At 69.1% G+C, this 19,418-nt stretch carries 19 protein-coding genes; 13 read left to right on the forward strand and 6 right to left on the reverse strand.

Features of this window, described 5'->3' with window-relative positions:
- Positions 1-39: 39 nt before the first annotated feature.
- The 13 genes from alaS (at position 40) to ACYVJS_RS12380 (ending at position 12,986) form a co-directional block, all read left to right on the forward strand.
- A complete protein-coding gene (gene alaS / locus ACYVJS_RS12320) occupies positions 40-2,706 on the forward strand; it encodes an alanine--tRNA ligase (protein ID WP_460740205.1) in 2,667 nt (888 codons plus the stop codon).
- Positions 2,703-3,176: a Holliday junction resolvase RuvX gene (gene ruvX, locus ACYVJS_RS12325; RefSeq protein WP_460740206.1), complete on the forward strand. Its 474-nt coding sequence runs from the start codon at positions 2,703-2,705 to the stop codon at positions 3,174-3,176. Before alaS ends, ruvX begins: the two co-directional genes overlap by 4 nt.
- A complete protein-coding gene (gene mltG, locus ACYVJS_RS12330; RefSeq protein ID WP_460740207.1) occupies positions 3,176-4,495 on the forward strand; it encodes an endolytic transglycosylase MltG in 1,320 nt (439 codons plus the stop codon). Before ruvX ends, mltG begins: the two co-directional genes overlap by 1 nt.
- The gene (locus ACYVJS_RS12335; RefSeq protein ID WP_460740208.1) at positions 4,462-5,322 is read left to right on the forward strand and encodes a shikimate dehydrogenase; all 861 of its coding nucleotides are present in this window, start codon (positions 4,462-4,464) and stop codon (positions 5,320-5,322) included. The genes mltG and ACYVJS_RS12335 overlap by 34 nt, the downstream gene beginning before the upstream one ends.
- 4 nt (positions 5,323-5,326) lie before the next feature.
- Positions 5,327-6,541: a chorismate synthase gene (gene aroC, locus ACYVJS_RS12340; protein WP_460740209.1), complete on the forward strand. Its 1,215-nt coding sequence runs from the start codon at positions 5,327-5,329 to the stop codon at positions 6,539-6,541.
- A complete protein-coding gene (locus ACYVJS_RS12345) occupies positions 6,538-7,074 on the forward strand; it encodes a shikimate kinase (protein WP_460740210.1) in 537 nt (178 codons plus the stop codon). The genes aroC and ACYVJS_RS12345 overlap by 4 nt, the downstream gene beginning before the upstream one ends.
- On the forward strand, positions 7,071-8,153 hold the full coding sequence (gene aroB, locus ACYVJS_RS12350) for a 3-dehydroquinate synthase (protein ID WP_460740211.1): 1,083 nt from the start codon (positions 7,071-7,073) through the stop codon (positions 8,151-8,153). Before ACYVJS_RS12345 ends, aroB begins: the two co-directional genes overlap by 4 nt.
- Before the next feature lie 40 nt (positions 8,154-8,193).
- Positions 8,194-8,652: a type II 3-dehydroquinate dehydratase gene (locus ACYVJS_RS12355; RefSeq protein ID WP_460740212.1), complete on the forward strand. Its 459-nt coding sequence runs from the start codon at positions 8,194-8,196 to the stop codon at positions 8,650-8,652.
- 55 nt (positions 8,653-8,707) lie between these two features.
- The gene (locus ACYVJS_RS12360) at positions 8,708-9,331 is read left to right on the forward strand and encodes a TetR/AcrR family transcriptional regulator (RefSeq protein WP_460740213.1); all 624 of its coding nucleotides are present in this window, start codon (positions 8,708-8,710) and stop codon (positions 9,329-9,331) included.
- A 33-nt stretch (positions 9,332-9,364) separates the two neighbouring features.
- Positions 9,365-10,219: a 3-hydroxyacyl-CoA dehydrogenase gene (locus tag ACYVJS_RS12365; RefSeq protein ID WP_460740214.1), complete on the forward strand. Its 855-nt coding sequence runs from the start codon at positions 9,365-9,367 to the stop codon at positions 10,217-10,219.
- 130 nt (positions 10,220-10,349) lie between these two features.
- Positions 10,350-10,910 carry an elongation factor P gene (efp, locus tag ACYVJS_RS12370; protein ID WP_344228046.1) on the forward strand — a complete coding sequence of 187 codons (561 nt, stop codon included), beginning with the start codon at positions 10,350-10,352 and terminating at the stop codon, positions 10,908-10,910.
- A gap of 3 nt (positions 10,911-10,913) precedes the next feature.
- Complete coding sequence (gene nusB, locus ACYVJS_RS12375) at positions 10,914-11,324, forward strand: transcription antitermination factor NusB (protein ID WP_460740215.1); 411 nt, start codon at positions 10,914-10,916, stop codon at positions 11,322-11,324.
- A gap of 102 nt (positions 11,325-11,426) precedes the next feature.
- Positions 11,427-12,986, forward strand: a complete 1,560-nt coding sequence (locus ACYVJS_RS12380) for a Rieske 2Fe-2S domain-containing protein (protein WP_460740216.1) — start codon at positions 11,427-11,429, stop codon at positions 12,984-12,986.
- Between the two features lie 58 nt (positions 12,987-13,044).
- Here the strand turns inward: ACYVJS_RS12380 and ACYVJS_RS12385 are convergent, their stop codons facing one another.
- The 6 genes from ACYVJS_RS12385 to mvk are packed head-to-tail and all read right to left on the reverse strand — an operon-like array spanning position 13,045 to position 19,374.
- Positions 13,045-14,211: a hydroxymethylglutaryl-CoA synthase gene (locus ACYVJS_RS12385; protein WP_460740217.1), complete on the reverse strand. Its 1,167-nt coding sequence runs from the start codon at positions 14,209-14,211 to the stop codon at positions 13,045-13,047.
- Positions 14,208-15,254, reverse strand: coding sequence for a hydroxymethylglutaryl-CoA reductase (locus ACYVJS_RS12390; protein WP_460740218.1), 1,047 nt, complete (start codon positions 15,252-15,254; stop codon positions 14,208-14,210). Before ACYVJS_RS12390 ends, ACYVJS_RS12385 begins: the two co-directional genes overlap by 4 nt.
- Positions 15,244-16,332, reverse strand: a complete 1,089-nt coding sequence (gene fni / locus ACYVJS_RS12395; RefSeq protein WP_460740219.1) for a type 2 isopentenyl-diphosphate Delta-isomerase — start codon at positions 16,330-16,332, stop codon at positions 15,244-15,246. Before fni ends, ACYVJS_RS12390 begins: the two co-directional genes overlap by 11 nt.
- Positions 16,329-17,420, reverse strand: a complete 1,092-nt coding sequence (locus ACYVJS_RS12400; RefSeq protein ID WP_460740220.1) for a phosphomevalonate kinase — start codon at positions 17,418-17,420, stop codon at positions 16,329-16,331. Before ACYVJS_RS12400 ends, fni begins: the two co-directional genes overlap by 4 nt.
- Entirely contained in the window at positions 17,417-18,385 is a 969-nt protein-coding gene (gene mvaD / locus ACYVJS_RS12405; RefSeq protein ID WP_460740221.1) for a diphosphomevalonate decarboxylase, read from the reverse strand. The genes ACYVJS_RS12400 and mvaD overlap by 4 nt, the downstream gene beginning before the upstream one ends.
- The gene (mvk, locus tag ACYVJS_RS12410) at positions 18,382-19,374 is read right to left on the reverse strand and encodes a mevalonate kinase (RefSeq protein WP_460740222.1); all 993 of its coding nucleotides are present in this window, start codon (positions 19,372-19,374) and stop codon (positions 18,382-18,384) included. The genes mvaD and mvk overlap by 4 nt, the downstream gene beginning before the upstream one ends.
- Positions 19,375-19,418 lie beyond the last annotated feature (44 nt).

The following is a 19,418-nucleotide window of genomic DNA, read 5'->3' on the forward strand; positions in this document are numbered from 1 at the left end:
CTCCGGCGGCCTTCCTGTCCTGCCCGAGGAAGACACCGCATGAAGACCGCCGAGATCGCCCAGCGTTACCTCGACTTTTTCGAGAAGAACGATCACACCATCGTTCCTTCCGCCTCTCTGGTCAGCGATGACCCGACGCTCTTGTTCACGGTCGCCGGCATGGTGCCGTTCGTCCCGTTCCTGAACGGCACCGTCCCGCCGCCGTTCCCGCGTGCCGCCGACGTGCAGAAGTGCATCCGGACCAACGACATCGAGGAAGTCGGTCATACGGCGCGGCACGGCACGTTCTTCCAGATGCTGGGCAACTGGTCGTTCGGCGACTACTTCAAAGAAGGCGCCATCACCTACGCGTGGGATCTGCTGACGCGCTCCGAGGCCGACGGCGGGCTCGGTTTCCAGGAGAAGGACCTCTGGGTCACGGTCTACGAGACCGACGACGAGGCCGCGGACCTCTGGCGTCGCATCGCCGGGCTGCCCGAGCACCGCATCCAGCGGCTCGGCCGCGAGGACAACTACTGGTCGACCGGGCAGCCGGGACCGGCGGGACCCTGCTCCGAGATCTACTTCGACCGGGGCCCTGCCTACGGTCGCGACGGCGGCCCCGCCGTCGACGATTCGCGGTTCACGGAGATCTGGAACCTCGTGTTCATGCAGTATGCGATCACGAATGTGCGCTCGAAGATCGATTTCGACATCGTCGGTGAGTTGCCGAACAAGAACATCGACACGGGTATGGGACTCGAGCGCGTCGCCTTCATCAAGCAGGGCGTCGACAACATGTACGAGACCGACCAGGTGCGTCCGGTCCTCGACCGTGCTGTGGAGCTCTCTGGGCGCCCGTACGGCAAGGAGCACGAGGACGACGTGCGCTATCGCGTCATCGCGGATCACGTGCGCTCCTCCCTCATGCTGCTCTCCGACGGCGTGACGCCGTCGAACGAGGGCCGCGGCTACATCCTTCGTCGCCTCATGCGCCGCTCCATCCGCGCGATGCGGCTGCTCGGCGTCGACGGCGCGACCTTCCCGGAGCTGTTCGCCGCGTCGCGCGACGCCATGGCCGCGTCGTACCCCGTCGTGGCCGAGGACTGGGGCCGCATCTCGCAGTACGCCTTCGCGGAGGAGGAGACGTTCCTGCGTACCCTCGCGTCCGGCTCGTCCATCCTCGACCTCTCGATCGCCGAGACGAAGAAGACCGGTGGTTCGTCGATCTCCGGCGACCAGGCGTTCCTCCTGCACGACACCTACGGCTTCCCGATCGATCTCACGCTCGAGGTCGCCGAAGAGGCCGGGCTCAGCGTCGACCGCGACGCGTTCGACAGCCTGATGCAGGAGCAGCGCACCCGCGCCAAGGCCGATGCGAAGAGCCGTCGTCGCCAGCTCGCCGACCACAGCGTGTACCGCGACTTCCGCGCGCAGGGTGAGACCGTCTTCACCGGATACACGGACCTTGCGACCGAATCGCGCGTGCTGGGCATCCTGCACGACGGCGTCTCGGTCGACCGAGCGCGTCAGGGGCAGGTCGTCGAGGTGATCCTGCCGGCGACCGCGCTGTACGCGGAGTCGGGTGGGCAGGTCGCCGACAAGGGCACCATCGTGGGTTCCGGTTTCGAGTTGGATGTCCTGGACGTGCAGAAGCCCGTACCCGGACTCATCAGCCACACCGTCGAGGTACTCACGGGAGAGGTCGGCGTGGGCGATGCCGCGACGACGGTCGTGGATGCGGCGAACCGCCGCGCCGCGCGTCAGGCGCACTCCGCGACCCACCTCGTCCACGCGGCTCTTCGCGACACCCTGGGAAGCTCCGCCACCCAGGCGGGATCGCTGAACCGTGCGGGGTACATGCGCTTCGACTTCAACTGGAGCCAGGCGCTCTCGCCCGCGACGCGCGGCGAGATCGAGGAGATCGCCAACAACGCCGTGCGCGACAACCTCGAGGTCACGACGCGCGTGCTACCCCTCGACGAAGCCAAGGAACTGGGCGCGATGGCGCTGTTCGGTGAGAAGTACGGGACCACCGTGCGCATGGTCGACATCGGCGGACCGTGGTCGCGCGAGCTGTGCGGCGGTACGCACGTCTCCTCCAGTGCGGAGGTGGGACTCATCAACCTCGTGGGGGAGTCCTCGGTGGGAGCGACTGCTCGCCGCGTGGAGGCGCTCGTCGGACTCGACGCGTTCCGTGATCTCGCAGCCGAGCGAGCCATCGTCTCCCAGTTGACCTCGGACCTGAAGGTTCCGCGCGAGCAGATTCCCGCAAGGATCGCCGATCTCGCCGCGAGCCTGAAGGCGGCGGAGAAGAAGATCGCGGCATTCGAGGCGCAGGCTCTCGCGCAACGCGCCCCTGAGCTCGCGACCCAGGCGCGTCGCGTGGGACAGGTCGGTGCCGTCGTCGCCTCGATCGGTGCCGTCGGATCGGCCGATGATCTGCGCACGGTCGCTCTGGCGGTGCGCGATCGTCTCGGTGAGGACGCGAGCGTCGTCGCGCTCGGTGCGACGGCCGGCGGGCGACCGATCGTCATCGTCGCCACGAACGAGGCGGCACGGCGCGCGGGCGTCAAGGCGGGCGTTCTCGCCAAGGGTGCCGCGGGCGTGCTCGGCGGCGGCGGCGGCGGCCGCGATGACGTGGCTCAGGGCGGCGGTTCGGATGCGGCTGCTCTCCCCGACGCCCTCGACGGCATCGTCCGGTCGCTGGAGGCCGCGTCGGCGTGAGCGACTTCCGCAGGGGCGTCCGGCTCGGCATCGATGTCGGCAGAGCGCGGGTCGGTGTCGCCCGGTGCGATCCCGACGGGATGCTCGCGACGCCGGTGGAGACCGTGGCGCGCGCGGAGGATTCGCCGCAGCGCGTGCTCGCGATCGCTGCGGAGGAGAGCGCGGTCGCGCTCTATGTGGGTCTTCCGATCAGCCTGAGCGGCAACGAGACGGCGTCGACACAGGACGCCCGCGAGTTCGCGCGCGCCCTCGCCGCGTCCGGATCCCTTCCCGTGCGACTGGTCGATGAGCGATTGAGCACGGTGTCGGCGCATGCGGCGCTCCGGCGCTCAGGGCGTTCCCAGCGGTCTTCGCGTGGGATAGTGGACCAGGTCGCCGCCGTGATCCTGTTGCAGAACGCCCTCGACGTCGAGAAGCAGACAGGGCGGGCGCCCGGCACTCCCGTTGACCCGGACCAGGAGACCGACTGATGTCCGACACTCCCTCTTCCCGCCGCGAGGCGCGCGAGGCGGCTGAGCGCGAGCGCGCGAATGCGCCGGAGACCGCTTCGGCCGCTCAGTCGACTCCCTCGACGCCGGAGCCCATCTTCCGCCCGCCTGCGGAGCCTGCACCGGTGGCTGCTGCGCGCCCCTCGCTGGACGACCTGTTCACGGGTGAGGCGACGACGGATGTCCTGGGTGCGCCGCCGCCCCCGCCGGACAAACGTCGCCGCCGTAAGGGCGGGTGGATCGCCCTCGCAACCGTGGTCGTGCTGGTGGGCGGCGTGGCCGCGGGCGGACTCTGGGTGTGGAACACCTACGAGGATAAGATCCGAGCGGTGCTCGGCTGGGAGGAGCCCACCGAGTTCGAGGCCGGACAGGCGCACGGCGAGGCGACCATCACCGTCGTCAGCGGCGACGCCGGCCCCCAGGTCTCCCAGAAGATGTTCGACGCAGGGGTGACCCGCACGGCGAACTCGCTGTACAGCTACATGATCGACAACAACATCGCCTTCACCTTCCAGCCCGGGACGTACAAGCTGCAGCAGGAGATGACCTCGGCGGCGGCGCTGGAGGCGCTCGGAGATCCGGCCAACCGGATGGAGGGGCGCGTCGTGCTCCCCGAAGGGCTGACGGTCGATGTGTCGCTGCAGCGGATCTCCGACGGCGCCGGCGTGTCGCTCGACGATCTGACGGCGGCGGTCGCCGATCCTTCGGCCTACGGCGTCTCGGCGTCGAGCCTGGAAGGCTGGCTCTTCCCCGCGACGTACACGATCGAGCCCGGCACCAGTGCGACGGCGATCATCCAGATGATGGTCGATCGCACCATTCAGTCGCTCGACGCTGCCGGCGTCCCCGCCGACCAACGAGAGCGTATCCTGACGATCGCGTCGATCATCCAGCGCGAGGCGCGCTACGAGGCGGACATGCAGAAGGTGTCGCGTGTCATCCTCAACCGTCTCGATCCGTCCAACCAGGAGACGTTCGGTCTGCTGCAGATGGACTCGACCGCGCAGTACGGCTATGGCGAGCTCCATGCGGGTTCGGTGAGCACCTCCGAACAGGCGCAGCACGATGACAACCCGTGGAACACGTACGTGCATCCCGGTCTGCCCGTCGGACCGATCTCGAACCCGGGCGATGTGGCCATCGATGCGGCGATGCACCCCGCTGACGGCCCGTGGCTCTATTTCGTCACGGTCAATCTGGACACCGGGGAGACGGTGTTCACGACGACGTACGCCGAGCACCAGAAGTACGTGAAACAGTTCCAGCAGTGGTGCAGCGAGCACCCGGATTCGGGATGTTGAGCGGCACGCGTCTCGCCGTATGGGGCGATCCCATCGCCCACAGTCGTTCGCCGCGGCTGCACGCGGCCGCATACGACGTGCTGCATGCGCCGTGGACGTACGACAGGCGACGCGTCGATGAGGCGGGGTTCCCGGCGGCACTCTCGTCGCTCGACGCGTCGTGGCGGGGCCTCTCGCTCACGATGCCCCTCAAATCGGCGGCCTTCCGTGCGGCCGTCGCGCTCGACGCGAGGGCGCGGTCGACCGGTGCCGTGAACACGCTGCTGCTCGGTTCCCGCGGTCCGCGCGGGTACAACACGGACGTCGGCGGCATCGTGGCCGCGCTCGGTGAGGCGGGCGTGGGTCAGGTGTCGTCGGCACGCATCCTGGGCGCGGGAGCCACCGCCACATCCGCGTTGGTCGCACTGTCGGAGATGGGCGTCGCTTCCGTCGAGATCCTCGCCCGCCGCCCGGATGCGGCCGACGAACTCGTGGCCCGGGGCGCCGAGCTGGGGCTGCGCACCACTGCTCGTTCTCTGGACGGTCCGCACCGTGCCGTCGAGGTCACCGTGGCAACCCTTCCCGGGGACGCCGTCCTTCCTTCGCCGACGGTGTCCTCGTTGGCGGATGCGGGCGGCACCCTCATGGACGTCGTCTACGGCACGTGGCCGACGCCTCTGTCGGCGGCATGGTCCGAACGCGGTCTGACCGCGGTGTCCGGGCTTCCCATGCTGCTCCATCAGGCCCTCCGACAGGTGCGCGTGTTCGTGGGCGGGGAGCAGGACCAGCCGCTCGATGACGAAGCCCGGGTACTGGCCGCAATGCGCCGGGCGCTCGTGGGAGAATAGACGAATGCTCCGCGTGCTCACGGCCGGCGAATCGCACGGCCCCGAACTCGTCGCCATCATGGAGGGTCTGCCTGCCGGCGTCCCGGTCTCCCGTGAGGCGATCCAAGCCGACCTCGCCCGCCGCAAGCTGGGCTACGGCCGCGGCTCGCGGATGAAGTTCGAGGAGGACGAGCTTTCGATCTCCTCGGGTGTGGTGCACGGATACTCCATCGGCAGTCCCCTTGCGCTGCGCGTAGGCAACACCGAGTGGCCGAAGTGGGTCGAGGTCATGAGCCCCGACCCCGTGGAGCTCACCGAGCGCTCGCGCGGTCGGGGGGCGGCTCTCACGCGGCCTCGCCCCGGTCACGCCGATCTCGTCGGAATGCAGAAGTACGGGTTCGACGAGGCGCGTCCGATCCTCGAGCGCGCCAGCGCCCGAGAGACCGCGGCGCGCGTCGCCCTGGGCGCCATCGCGCGTTCCTTCCTCGGTGAGCTCGGCATCCGCCTCGTGAGCCACACGCTCTCGATCGGCCCGGTGCGCGTGCCCGAGGGCGCAGCGCTTCCGACGCCGGACGACGTCGACGCACTGGATGCGGATCCGCTGCGCTGCTTCGATGCGACGACGTCCGAGGCCATGGTCGCCGAGGTCGACGCCGCGAAGAAGGACGGCGACACCCTCGGCGGCATCGTCGAGGTTCTCGCCTACGGCGTCCCGCCGGGGCTGGGCTCGCACGTGCAGTGGGATCGCCGTCTCGACGCCAAGCTGGCGCAAGCGCTCATGAGCATTCAGGCCATCAAGGGCGTGGAAGTCGGCGACGGCTTCGAGACCACTCGTCGACGCGGCTCAGCTGCGCACGACGAGCTGTTCGCGACCGACGGCGGCATCACGCGCGGCACCGACCGTGCCGGCGGCACCGAGGGCGGCATGTCCACCGGGACCGTGCTGCGGGTGCGGGCGGGGATGAAGCCGATCGCGACCGTCCCTCATGCGCTCCGCACGATCGACGTCGCCACGGGCGAGACCGCTTCGGCGCACCACCAGCGTTCGGACGTGTGCGCCGTGCCTGCGGCCGGCGTCGTTGCCGAAGCCATGGTCGCCATCGTGCTCGCCGATGTCGTGCTGGAGAAGTTCGGCGGCGACAACATCGTGGAGACCCGTCGCAACCTGCACTCTTACCTGACGGCGATCCCGGACACCTTGCGCACGGCGGACGCCAGCGATCCCGATCTGGATCGATGACGGCGCCCGCCGACCCGGCGATCGTGCTCGTCGGCCCCATGGGTGCCGGCAAAACCAGCATCGGCAAGCGGGTCGCGAAAGCGCTGGAGGTCGGCTTCGTCGACACCGACGCCACCGTGGTGCGATCGCACGGTGCGATCTCGGAGATCTTCTCCACGCACGGCGAAGCACGCTTCCGGGAACTCGAGCGTGATGCCGTCGCGCAGGCGCTGGCACGCGGTGGTGTGGTCTCGCTCGGCGGTGGTTCCGTCCTCGACTCTGCGACGCGTGCCGATCTTCGGGCCCACCGCGTCGCGCTGCTGACGGTCTCACCCTCGGTCGTCGCCGGTCGGATCGGCGGCGGGCACCGTCCGTTGCTCGCCGAGGAGGGTGAGGATCCCGTCGCGCGCTGGCGCCGCATCCTCGAGGAACGAATGCCGCTGTACACCGAAGTCGCCGACGCGACCTTCGACACCTCACACGGACCGCTCTCCGACGTCGTCGACAAGATCGTGGCGTGGGCGCGCACAGCCGTACCGAAGGGACAATCATGACCGAGACGACCGAGATCACCGTCGCCGGCGACAACGGGTACACGATCCACCTCGGGCGCGACATCATGGATCGGGTGGGCGAGGCGCTGGCGCCTTCGGTACGCAAGGTGCTCGTGGTCCACCCGCCTACGCTGGCCGCGGCTGCGACCACGCTCCGCGAACGACTCCTGTCCGACGGTGGACGCGAGGTGCTGTTGGCGGAGATCCCCGACGCCGAGCAGGGAAAGCGCGTCGAGGTGGCCGCGTTCTGCTGGCAGGTCATGGGCCAAGCGGACTTCACGCGGACGGATGCGGTCGTCGGGTTCGGCGGGGGAGCGGTGACAGATCTGGCGGGCTTCGTCGCCGCGACCTGGCTGCGTGGTATCCAGGTCGTTCAGGTTCCCACGACCGTCCTCGGCATGGTGGATGCAGCGGTCGGCGGCAAGACGGGCATCAACACGGCAGAGGGTAAGAACCTCGTCGGTGCCTTCTGGGCGCCGCAGGCCGTCGTCTGCGACCTGTCGATGCTGGACGGGCTGTCCCAGAACGAGGCGACCGCCGGCTTCGCCGAGGTCGTCAAGGCGGGTTTCATCTGGGCACCCGAGATCCTCGACCGCATCGAGGCCGAACCGGAGGCGATCGTCGACCCGTCATCGGCATCCTTCAGACGCTGCCTCGAGCTCGCGATCGACATGAAGGCGCGCGTGGTGGGTGAGGACTTCCGCGAGGCGGGGCTGCGGGAGATCCTCAACTACGGTCATACGCTCGGCCATGCGATCGAACACGCGGAGCGCTACCGGTGGCGTCACGGTGCGGCCATCTCCATCGGGATGGTGTACGCCGCCGAGCTCTCGCGCCTGGCAGGGCGACTGTCGGATGCGGCTGCGGCGCGCCATCGCGAGATCCTCGAGTCGCTCGGGCTCCCCACGAGCTATCGCGCCGGCGCCTGGCCGCAGCTGCTGGCGACGATGCAGCGCGACAAGAAGTCGCGCGGCGGGATGCTCAGGTTCATCGTGCTGGACGACATCGCTCGCCCCACCGTCTTGCAAGCTCCCGACGAGTCATTGTTGTTCGCGGCGTACCAGGAGGTCGCCGACTGAGGGCGTCTCGTTCGACTCGTCCTCCTGGTAGCGTGCGAACGTGACCACCGCACGTCGTCTGCTGCTCGTCAACGGCCCGAACCTGAATCTGCTCGGTGAGCGTGAACCCGGGATCTACGGCACGGCGACGCTGGCCGACGTCGAGCGGATCGCATCGGACGCCGCGGCCGCGCATGGCTTCGAGACGCGCGCGGTGCAGAGCAATCACGAGGGCGTCCTGCTCGACGCGATCCATGCCGCGCGCCAGGACTGCGCGGGGATCGTGATCAACCCGGGCGGGCTCACCCACACCTCGGTGGTCCTGCGCGATGCGCTCAGCGGCGTCTCCCTGCCGGTCGCGGAGGTGCACATCTCGGATGTCATGGCTCGCGAGGAGTTCCGGCACCACTCCTACGTCCGCGACGTCGCGATCGTCCACGTGATCGGCGAGGGCGTACAGGGCTATGCCACGGCGGTGGACCGCCTCATCCGGGTGATCGCCGGCCAGGCCGACGGTTGAAAGCTCGTTCCGGCGCAGAGGGAATGAGTCGACTCATTTTTGAGTTGACTCATTCGTGTCGAACGATGCGGGGCGCCGTGAGCGCGGGAAGCAGCTGAAGCAGGAGCGGATCTCCGCTGCCGCGCGTGATCTGTTCGACGAGTTCGGCTACGCGCGGGTCACGACTCAACAGGTCGCGGATCGCGCTGATGTCGCGGTGGGAACGGTCTTCCGTTACGCGGCGACGAAGGCGGAGCTTCTCCTCATGGTGCGCAACGAGGAAGTGCGCCAAGCGGTACGTCGAGGGTTGTCGGATGCCCGGACCGTTCCGGATGCGGCCGAGGCGGTCCACGCCGCTCTCAGCCCGCTCTTCGACATGGCGGCGCGGCGCGCATCGGATGCGGCCGTGTACCAGCGCGAGCTCATGTTCGGCGATGCGGACGACCCGCACCGCGCCGAGGGACTGTCGGTGGTCGCCGAGCTGGAGGATGGCATCGCCAGGATCCTCACCGGCGGCCAGACGAGTGCCGCAGCCCGCAGCGCGGCCCGCGCGGTCTTCGCCTGCGCGCACATCGTGCTCGTCCGACCCCGGGGCGAAGAGAGCTTCGACACGACCGACCTGCCCAGGCAGATCGCGCAGATCGTCGCCGGCTACCGTGCCGGCGCCGGTGAGATCGCGGCCGACCCGACCGCGGAGTGAGCGACGGGAGACCCCCGTCAGGAAGAAGAGATCATGACTGACATCACGACTGTCGCCGTTCTCGGAACAGGCGTTCTGGGTTCGCAGATCGCCTTTCAGAGTGCCTATCGCGGATTCCCCGTCGTCGCGTACGACATCAGCGAACAGGCGCTCTCCTCGGCGCGCGAGCGGTTCGAGCGCCTCGCGGCCACCTATCGGGCCGAGGTGCCCGGAGCTGCCGAGGGAACGCGTGTCGACGACGCGCTGGCGCGCGTGAGCCTGACCACCAGTCTCGCCGACGCAGCAAAAGCCGACCTCGTCATCGAGGCCGTGCCGGAGGTGCTCGATCTGAAGCGCGAGGTGTACTCGCGCCTGTCCGAGCTCGCGAGTGAGAACACGATCTTCGCGACCAACTCGTCCACACTCCTGCCGTCCGACATCGTCGACTTCACAGGTCGCCCGGATCGGTTCCTGGCGCTTCATTTCGCGAACCGCGTGTGGAAGTTCAACACCGGTGAGGTCATGGGCACCGAGCGCACCGCCCCCGAGGTGTTCGACGCGGTGATGCACTTCGCCGAGGCCATCGGCATGGTGCCGATCGCCATCCGCAAGGAGAAGGCGGGCTACGTGCTGAACTCGCTCCTCGTTCCGCTGCTGAACGCTGGTATGGGACTCGCAGCCGGCGGATACGCGTCCGTCACCGACATCGACAAGACGTGGCGCATCGCCACCGGCGCCCCCATGGGGCCGTTGCAGATGCTCGACGTCATCGGCCTGAACACGCCCTACAACATCCTCACGCACTCGAGCACAGGGGATCAGGCGCTGGCTGCCTGGTTGAAGGAGAACTACATCGACCAGGGCAAGCTCGGTGTCGCCACCGGCGAGGGCTTCTACCGTTACGCATGACACTGCCGCCGGCCGCGCCGCGCCATCGTGTGCCCGGCGCGACCGGCGACCATCCCGTAAGATGGGTCGCTGGGTCGTCGCCTGAAGCGTCGGGCCCGCAGATCTCACGACGAACGGAACTTCCACCCCCATGGCATCTACCGCAGACATCAAGAACGGCGTCGTCCTCAGCATCGACGGACAGCTGTGGAACGTCGTGGAGTTCCAGCACGTCAAGCCCGGCAAGGGCGGCGCGTTCGTGCGCACGAAGTTGAAGAGCGTCATGACCGGCAAGGTCGTCGACAGGACGTTCAACGCCGGCGCCAAGGTCGACATCCAGAACGTCGACCGCCGCGACTTCACCTATCTCTACAACGACGGTGAGGGCTTCGTCTTCATGGATGTCGCCGACTACGACCAGATCACGGTGGGTGCGGCGACGGTCGGCGATGCGGCCAACTACCTGCTCGAGAACCAGCAGGTGCAGATTGCGCTCCACGACGGCAACCCGCTCTACATCGAGCTGCCTGCCTCCGTCGTTCTCGAGATCACCTACACCGAGCCGGGTCTCCAGGGCGACCGCTCGTCCGCCGGAACGAAGCCGGCAACGGTGGAGACCGGTCACGAGATCCAGGTCCCGCTCTTCGTCGAGACGGGCACCAAGGTCAAGGTCGACACGCGCACGGGCGACTACCTCGGCCGCGTCAGCTGACGGGTGAGCGCTCGTAGCAAGGCGCGTAAGCGCGCCCTCGACATCCTTTTCCAGGCCGACGTCCGCGGCGATGACCCCGCGGCGATCCTCGCCGCAGAGGCCTCCCGCGCGGCGGGCGAACCCGACCGTCAGAGCTCCTGGCTCTACGCGCGCGACATCGTCGATGGCGTCATCGACCATCGCGACGAGATCGACGAGCAGATCGTCACCCACGCGCGCGATTGGAAGATCGAGCGGATGCCGGCCGTCGACCGCGCCGTCCTGCGCATCGGCGTGTGGGAAGCCGTCTTCAACGATGAGGTTCCCGTCGCCGTCGCCATCGACGAGGCCGTGGAGTTGGCAAAGGAGTACTCGACCGACGAAGCCGGGGCCTTCGTCCACGGCGTGCTCGCGCGGATCGCCCGCTCCGCCTGAGGCACGAGCGGCGGGCCCGATCCGCGAGCGGTGGGCCCCCGGCGGTGCGGACGGGACACACAGCCGCGGCTGCCTAGACTCGAAGGCGGAAAGGACTCTTCTATGCGCATCACGGGTCTCGGCCACGCGGGCATGTTCATCGAGACGGCAGGCGGCAGCATCCTCTGCGACCCCGTCATCGGCCCCTCGTTCTTCGGGTCGTGGTTCCCGTTCCCCGACAACCGCGCGCTCGACTGGGAGCGTTTCGGACAGGCGGATTTCCTGTACATCTCGCACCGGCACCGCGATCACTTCGACCCCCGGCTGCTCCAGCGGTACGTGCGCCCGGACATTCCCGTGCTCCTTCCCGACTATCCGACGGACGATCTCGAGCAGGATCTGCGTGCCCTCGGCTACGAGAACATCGTCTACACGCAGGCGGGCGTTCCGCTGCAGTACGGCGAGCTGTCCGTCATGGTCACGCCGCTGCGGGCGCCCAGTGACGGTCCTATCGGAGACTCGTCCCTGAGCGTGGCCGATGGATCCGCTTCCGTCCTGAACCAGAACGACTCGCACCCGCTCGATCTCGAGAAGCTGCTCTCGTTCTCGAAGCCCGATGCCTACTTCACGCAGGTCTCCGGAGCCATCTGGTGGCCGATGGTCTACGACCTGCCACAGGATGCGAAGCAGAACTTCGCGAAGCTCAAACGCGACGCGCAGAACAAGCGCGCGATGTACTACATCGAGAAGGTCGACGCCGAGCACGTGTTCCCGATGGCCGGTCCGCCGATGTTCCTGCGCGAGGAGTTGTTCCGCTACAACGGTCTCGGTCTCGAGAACGACTCGATCTTCACCGATCAGAGCGAGTTCCTCGCGCACATGGCGGAGCATCGCCCCGAGCAGAAGGGCTATCTGTTCATACCCGGCACGCAGGTCGATCTGAACCACGGTGCGATCGAGGTCACGCAGACCCTGTACACCGAAGCCGAGATCGAGCGCATGTTCGCCGACAAGTGGGCCTACCTCGCCGAGCAGCGCGACAGTCGTCAGCAGGAGATCCGCGACGAGGAGGCGAGTCGGTCCGAGGTGCTGCCGCCGGCCGAGATGCTTACCGCCATCAAGGAGTGGTGGGAACCGCTGCTGCGCCGTGCACGTACGATCCGCAACGGAGTGGGGGGCAATGTCCGGTTCCGCATCGGCGAACTGGATATGGTGGTGGACTTCCCGAAGGCGAAGGTCCGCGAGTATGCGGGGGAGGAGTGCATCTACTGGTACACGATCCCGGCCGACCTCGTCTCCACCAACATCGCCGATCATGAGATCGACTGGTCCAACTCGATCTTCCTGTCCATGCAGTTCGAGGTCGGACGCAGCGGCAAGTTCAACGAGTTCCTCACCACATTCCTCAAGTGCCTCTCACGCGACCGCATCGAGTACGTCGAGAACTGGTACGCCGAGCAGTCCGACCAGACCGAGGATGCCCAGTTGGGCGACTGGGTGGTGCAGCGCCGCTGCCCCCATCTGCGCGCGGACCTCACGAAGACCGGCAAGATCGAGGACGGTGTGCTGACATGCAGTCTGCACGACTGGAAGTGGGATCTCGCGAGCGGACGCTGCCTGACGACGCAGGGACACCCGATCCGCGCGTCGCGCGCGGCCGCCGAGCTCGCCTCCGGCGTCTGAGCCGCCGTCGCCTCGTTCCTCCCGGCTCCGCGAGCGGGGAGGAACGAGGCGACGGGGATCAGGCCTGGTCGACGGTGTACTGGCGGGCGCGACCCCGCACGCCCGCGAAGTGGTACGGCCACGGAGACTGCGCCGGTACGGCCACATCCTGACGGCTCCCCAGGTGGGCTGCCGCATGCAGCGCACGGTACGCAGGAACATCCACGCGCGTGCGCGCGGCGAGCAGCTCCGCGGTCTCATCGGCGCGGGTGTGCCCACGGTAACCGGGCTGGACCACACCCGCGAAGAACTCGCTGACGCTGCCGGAGCCGTAGCTGAACATGCCCACGCGCTTGCCGGTGAGGTCATCGTCGCCGTCGAGAAGAGCGGCGAGTCCGAAGTACAGCGATGCGGTGTACGAGTTGCCGATGCGCCGGTTGTAGAGCGTGGAGCGCAGATAGCGCTCGTCTGCGAGTTCCGTACCCAGGTGGTCGGCGAGACGGCGATGCGCCTTGGCCGCCATCCGCGTGAAGGGCTGGTGATGGGTGAAGACGTCGATCTTGGCGGCGTCCACCCCGCCGTGGGCACGATAGTCGTCCCATGCACCGACGAAGCCGTCGAGATACGCGTCGATGGACAGCTTGCCGTCGACGACAGCGGTCACGCTGTCGTTCGGCCGCCAGAAGTCGTCGACGTGAGCGGTGTGCAGTCCCGTCGCCGGCTCGATGCTCAGCAGGGCGGGAGCCGCGGTGACGAGCATGGCGACAGCGCCCGCGCCCTGAGTGGGCTCGGCGGCCGAGTCGAGCTCGTAACGCGCGATGTCGCTCGCGATGACGAGCACTTTCGATCCCGGCTCACGAGCGACCAGCCCTGCCGCCGCCTGCAGTGCGGCGGTGGCGGAGTAGCAGGCCTGCTTGAGCTCGATGACGCGGCTCGTGGACGGCAGCTGCAGCAGATCGTGCACCCAGACGCCGGCGGACTTGGACTGGTCGACGCCGGACTCGGTGGCGAAGAAGACCGTGCGGATGCCGTCGACGCCATGCCGGTCGATGATGCGCCGGGCGGCCGTCGCCCCCATCGTGACGATGTCCTCATCCGGACCGGGGACGCTCATCTGGTCCTGGCCGAGCCCGATGTGGAACTTGCCGGGGTCGACCCCGGTCGCCACCGCCAGGTCGTCGAGCTCCAGTACGTGGCCGGCGGTCGCGACCGCCAGGTCGTGGATACCGATCAGGGGCGCCGTCATCGCGTGGCCTTTCCGTTGCGCTCCAGCTGGAGGTGGGAGGTCATGAGTTCTCCGGGGTTGGTCTGGGCGGCCAGGAGCGAGAGCTCGCCGCAGAGCACCGTCGCTGCCACGAGAGCGGCCAGGCGCCGGGCGTTCTCACCCGGCTCGCGCTCCTCGCGGCATCCGAGGCGAGTGAGCGCCTCCTCGACCTGGGGGAGGTCCTTGCCGTTGCCGACCGTGCCTACGATGAGGGTGGGCAGCGTGCATGAGAAGTACAGGTCGCCGTCGCCGCGGACCTCGGCCCACGTGATTCCCTGCGACCCTTCCACGATGTTCGCGGCGTCCTGACCGGTCGCGAGGAAGATCGCGAGCAGCATGTTCGCGTAGTGGGCGTTGGCCGAGCGCAACGCGCCAGCGATCGTGGAGCCGACGAGGTTCTTGCGGGTGTTCAGCTCGACGATCCGCGCTGCGGTGGAGCGCAGCTGCGTCTGAACGAGCTCGGCGGGGATGAGGATGTCGGCGACGACATTGCGCCCGCGGCCGAGGATGCCGTTGACGGCGGTCGCCTTCTTGTCGGAGCAGTAGTTGCCGGAGATCGATCCGTACTCCAGCTCGGGATGCCACTGCAGGATCTGGGTCATCAGCGACTCGGCGGCCAGGGTCACCATGTTGTGCCCGGAGGCGTCACCGGTCGACAGGGCGAAGCGCACGAAGAGCAGGTTGCCGACGACCTCGGTGTCGACATCGAGCAGTCGAGCATGGCGGCTCTGAGCGGCCACGGTCGCCGCGAGCTCGGCGAAGCGGCCTCGGATGTCGCGTCCGGCGCGGACGGCGGTCGCGGCGTCGATGGCGGTGAACAGCGAGGAACGCGTCATCCGCTCATCCACGACCGTCACCCGGATACCGTCGTCGACCAAGCGCGACACGCGCGCGCCGCGCCCGACGGAGGGCCAGAGCGGGCTCTCGTAGGTGGCGAGGGGAACCTCCTGCTCGCCCGTGACGTCGCCGCTCAGGCGTAGCGGACCCACCCAGCGTGTGGGGACGGTCGTGAACTCACCGGTCATTCCGGCTCCTTCCAGGTGCGCCGAGCGCATCGGAGCGATGCGCCAGCGAGGTGATATCGATCGCGCGTGCCCGCGCGAACTCGGCGGTCGCGCCGCCGATGATCAGGTCCGTCCGGGTCAGGTCGGTGCTCGTGCGCGCCCCGAGCACGGTCATGACGTACCGCAGCTGCGTCTTCCACGCGTCGAGCGCCGTGGAGAGAGCATCCGCGCCGCCGTCGAGCACCGTCCGCAGGAAAGTGCCGGAGACACCGACGGCGCCCGCTCCGAGGGCGAGGCTTCGGATGACGTCGAGGGGCGTGCGCACGCCTCCGGAAGCGAGCAGCGACGGCGCGTCGGAGGGCGCGTCGAGCAGGCACTCGACGGCGCTCTGCCCCCATCCGGACAGGTAGCCGAAATCGGCGTCCGTCCGGCGCGCGTTCTCGATCTGCACGAAGTCCGTTCCGCCGCGCCCGGCGACATCCGCCGCGGAGACCCCGATCTCTCCGAGGACGGACAGCGTGCTCCGGCTGAGGCCGAAGCCGACCTCTTTGACGATGACGGGGACGTTCACGGCGGCGACGATGAGCTCGAGGGACGAGACCCAGTGCCCGAACGATCGCCCGCCTTCGGGCATGACGATCTCCTGTACGGCGTTCACGTGGATCTGCAGCGCATCTGCGTCGATGAGGGCGACGGCGCGTCGCGCATCGTCCGCGGATCGCTCGATTCCGATGTTGGCGAACAGAAGTCCGTCGGGGTTCTGCTCGCGCAGTACGCGGAATGTGGGGGCGGCATCCGGGTCGTCGAGCGCGACGCTCATCGAGCCGGACGCGATCGGCACGCCCGCTGCGGCGGCGGCGGCGGCGAGAGCGCGATTGATCTCGCCCGTGCGGCTGCTGCCGCCGGTCATCGCGTTGATGTAGAACGGAGCCGACCAGTGCAGCCCGGCCACTTCGGTGTCCAGCGTCACGTCGGCGGCGTCGATGCCGGACAGGGCGTGATGGAGCAGGCGCACGTCGTCGAAGGCATTGCCGGCCACGAGCGGATGCTGGGCCGCGGCGAGCCGGACGTGATCGTCTTTGCGGTCCGCGGCGCTCACGGCGCACCTCCCTCGGCGGGGGACACCGACAGGGTCAGGTGCCGGATGTCGCGTTCCTCCCAATCGCGGAGCATGCCGGCGATGTCGGCATCCTCCGGAGCCAGCACGATGCCGCAGTCCCCACCGCCGGCGCCCGACGACTTCGCGGCGGCCCCGGCAGATTCGGCGGTGTCGCAGAGCGCCGCGAGCGCGTCCGTCTCGATGGCCACGCCGGCGCTTCGTCCGAGCCGACGCAGCAGGCGCCTGGCCCGACGGACGGCGTCGAGCGTGGCGGTGTCGTCGCCCTCGTCCAGGGCGCGCGCCAGGTCCGTCACGCACGCGCGTGAGTCGAGCAGGAACGCGGGGTAGTCCATGGCACCGGAACCGTCGCGCACCGCGTCGACGAGCCGCGCGGTGGATGCGGGACGACCCGTCCACCCGACGAGGAAACGGAGGGATGCGGGCGGCGTGAGGCGGGCGATGTCCAGCGGCTCCCACCCGTCCGACGCCAGCAGTTCAGCGACCGGCGCGCCTTCGTCGAGGGCCTTTCGCAGCAGTCGCCGGTCGGGGGAGCGGTAGGAGATCCAACCGCCGAATGCACTCGCGGCCAGGTCACCGCCGGACGCCTGCGGTGCGACCTGGACCGTGGCCAGCAGCGCGAGGCGGTACACGTCGCGACGGGAGAGTCCGAATCCGTAGAACTCGTCGATGGCGCGGATCGTCGCGATCGTGACGGCTGCGGAGGATCCGAGGCCGAACTTGCGGCCGGACGCGTCGTCCAGTCCGCTGTCGATGCGGAGGTCGTAGTAGTGCGCGGTCAACCCGCGCTCGGAGCGCAGACGTTCGGCGAGGGTGATGGCTGCGAGCACGTATTCATAGGGATGGTGCTCGGTGTCTATCGTGAGGCCGTCGCCCGTACGGCCCCAGACCAGGGGGGTCCGGCCGAACTCGGGCGAGTGGATGCTGCCCGAGTGGGCACTGGGCGTGAGGCGGACCGTCAGGTAGCGATCGACGGCGACGAGCACCGCCGGCTCTCCGGGCGTCACGACCGCGTACTCGCCCGCGATGAAGAGCTTGCCGGGCGAGCGGACGATGATCGGGGCGGTCATTCGACGGACCGCCCGCCGACCACCAGCCCCGGCCCGGGCAGCGCCACGACCGTCTCAGCGAGGGCGCCGAGCTCACCCGCGACGGCTTCCGCGTCGGCGGCGCGGCACAGCGCGACGACGTTCGGGCCTGCGTCCGCCGTCGCATACGATTCGAGGCCCGCGTCGCGCAGCGCCGCCACGCGGTCGAACAGCGCGATGCTCGTCGGAGCCAGGTAACGGATGGAGGGCGCGGCAGCCTGAATCACGGCGTGCATCCGCAGCGCGTTGTTCTCGGTGAGTCGTCCGAGCTCGGCGACGTCGCCCTCGACACAGGCACGCCGTGCCTCCTCGAGCGTCAGGGCGGTCGAGGTGATCCACGCGGGGTAGAAGGGAGACGTGGCGGCGGTGCGACGCATCGCCTCCCGGCTCGAGACCTGCTTCTCGCCGCTGTCCACGATCGCGACGACCATGGCAAGATCCGCCGGTGCCGGCAGCGGTTCAGCGTACGACTGCTCGTCGTCGCCGGCGTGCCAGAGGGCGAAGCCGCCGAAGATCGAACGGGCGGCGGAACCCGAGCCGCGGCGGGCGAGTCTGCTGAGCTCCCGTGCGCTCAGCTGCAGTCCGTAGGCCGATGCGGCCGCACCTGCGAGCGCGGCGAAGCCGGCGGCGGAGGAGGCGAGGCCCGCCGCGGAGGGCACGGTGTTGTGCGACTCCACCCGTGCTCGCAGCCCGGTGCCGGCGAGCACGCGCACGAGATCGAGGAACCGCGCGGTGCGCTCGGCGGGAACGCCGGACTGCTCTCGGCCGTTCAACACGAAGACATCGGCATCGAGGGAGTCGTCCACGACGACCGTGGTGGTCGTGGGGAACACGCCCAGGGTCATCGACAGACTGCCGGTCGCCGGGAGGTTGAGCCCGGTGTCCTGCTTGCCCCAGTACTTCACCAGGGCGATGTTCGGATGCGCGATTGCGCGGGCCTCGGTCATGTCGTCGCCTCCACCGTGGTGGTCCAGGTCGCGGCCGCTCCCGCGGCACGCAGGGCGCCGGCGATCTCGGCAGCGCTCTCGTCGTCTCGGGTGAGCACGAGGATGCAACCGCCGCGCCCTCCGCCGGTCAGTTTCGCGCCCCAGGCGCCGTGTGCGCGCGCGGTCGTCGCGAGCTCGTCGAGCGCCGGATCGCCCACGCCGAGGAGGTCGAGCGCCGCGTGGCCGCGGTCCATGACCGCACCGAGGCTTCGCGCGTCGCCCGCGGCGAGGTGCGCGCGCGCCTCGCGCGTGAGTTCGCCCAGTTCGTCGAGCAGCGCGGTCGTGCCCGCCGGGTCCTCATCGTGACGTGCACGCACGCCGGCGACCGCTTCCCTTGTGCGGCCGGCGACACCGGTGTCGGCGATCACGAACGTGAGCGGGGCGGCCACGACGACGGGCGATACGGCTCCGCCCTCGAACCAGATCGGTGCGCCGGCGCGTACGGCGTGCGCGTCGAGACCGCTCGGTGCCACATGTGCGACCCGCTCGGCACGCTGGATCACCTCGTGCTCCTCGGCCGCATCCAGGACGATCCCGTAGGCCGCGGTCACGGCCCGCACGACGGCAGCGGCCACGGCGGCAGAGGATCCGACACCGCGCTCCGCAGGCAGGTTGCTCTCGATGCGCAGTTCGATCGAATCGCCGGTGGCGCCGACCACCTCGAGCGCCGCGGCTGCCGCCATGGCCGTGGGCCCCAGGCGTGCGGGCGCCGCGGCGAGCGGACCGTCGTAGAGCGCGCTGTGCAGAACACTCGGACCACTCGTTCGGCGAACGTCCGCTCGTACCTGCAGCGCGGAGAGCGGGATGGCCAGCGCCGGCCGTTCGTAGACGACGGCATGCTCGCCGAGGAGGATCGCCTTGCCGGATGCCCGCCCGCTCGCGGCGGCAATGGGGGTCGGCGTCGCCGGCGCGTCGGATGGGCGCGCGGGACGGGCGGAAGAACTGGTCATAGGAACGCACGCGAGCCTAACAGCGTCCGCACCACCGAGCGCGG

The organism is Microbacterium neimengense (genome assembly GCF_054782995.1).

What these genes read in the sequence shown, in the direction of transcription:
- alaS (WP_460740205.1), top strand. Translation starts at nt 40, where the DNA reads ATGAAGACCGCCGAGATCGCCCAGCGTTACCTCGACTTTTTCGAGAAG.
- mltG (WP_460740207.1), top strand. Translation starts at nt 3,176, where the DNA reads ATGTCCGACACTCCCTCTTCCCGCCGCGAGGCGCGCGAGGCGGCTGAG.
- aroC (WP_460740209.1), top strand. Translation starts at nt 5,327, where the DNA reads ATGCTCCGCGTGCTCACGGCCGGCGAATCGCACGGCCCCGAACTCGTC.
- ACYVJS_RS12345 (WP_460740210.1), top strand. Translation starts at nt 6,538, where the DNA reads ATGACGGCGCCCGCCGACCCGGCGATCGTGCTCGTCGGCCCCATGGGT.
- aroB (WP_460740211.1), top strand. Translation starts at nt 7,071, where the DNA reads ATGACCGAGACGACCGAGATCACCGTCGCCGGCGACAACGGGTACACG.
- ACYVJS_RS12365 (WP_460740214.1), top strand. Translation starts at nt 9,365, where the DNA reads ATGACTGACATCACGACTGTCGCCGTTCTCGGAACAGGCGTTCTGGGT.
- efp (WP_344228046.1), top strand. Translation starts at nt 10,350, where the DNA reads ATGGCATCTACCGCAGACATCAAGAACGGCGTCGTCCTCAGCATCGAC.
- ACYVJS_RS12380 (WP_460740216.1), top strand. Translation starts at nt 11,427, where the DNA reads ATGCGCATCACGGGTCTCGGCCACGCGGGCATGTTCATCGAGACGGCA.
- ACYVJS_RS12385 (WP_460740217.1), bottom strand. Translation starts at nt 14,211, where the DNA reads ATGACGGCGCCCCTGATCGGTATCCACGACCTGGCGGTCGCGACCGCC.
- ACYVJS_RS12390 (WP_460740218.1), bottom strand. Translation starts at nt 15,254, where the DNA reads ATGACCGGTGAGTTCACGACCGTCCCCACACGCTGGGTGGGTCCGCTA.
- ACYVJS_RS12400 (WP_460740220.1), bottom strand. Translation starts at nt 17,420, where the DNA reads ATGACCGCCCCGATCATCGTCCGCTCGCCCGGCAAGCTCTTCATCGCG.
- mvaD (WP_460740221.1), bottom strand. Translation starts at nt 18,385, where the DNA reads ATGACCGAGGCCCGCGCAATCGCGCATCCGAACATCGCCCTGGTGAAG.
- mvk (WP_460740222.1), bottom strand. Translation starts at nt 19,374, where the DNA reads ATGACCAGTTCTTCCGCCCGTCCCGCGCGCCCATCCGACGCGCCGGCG.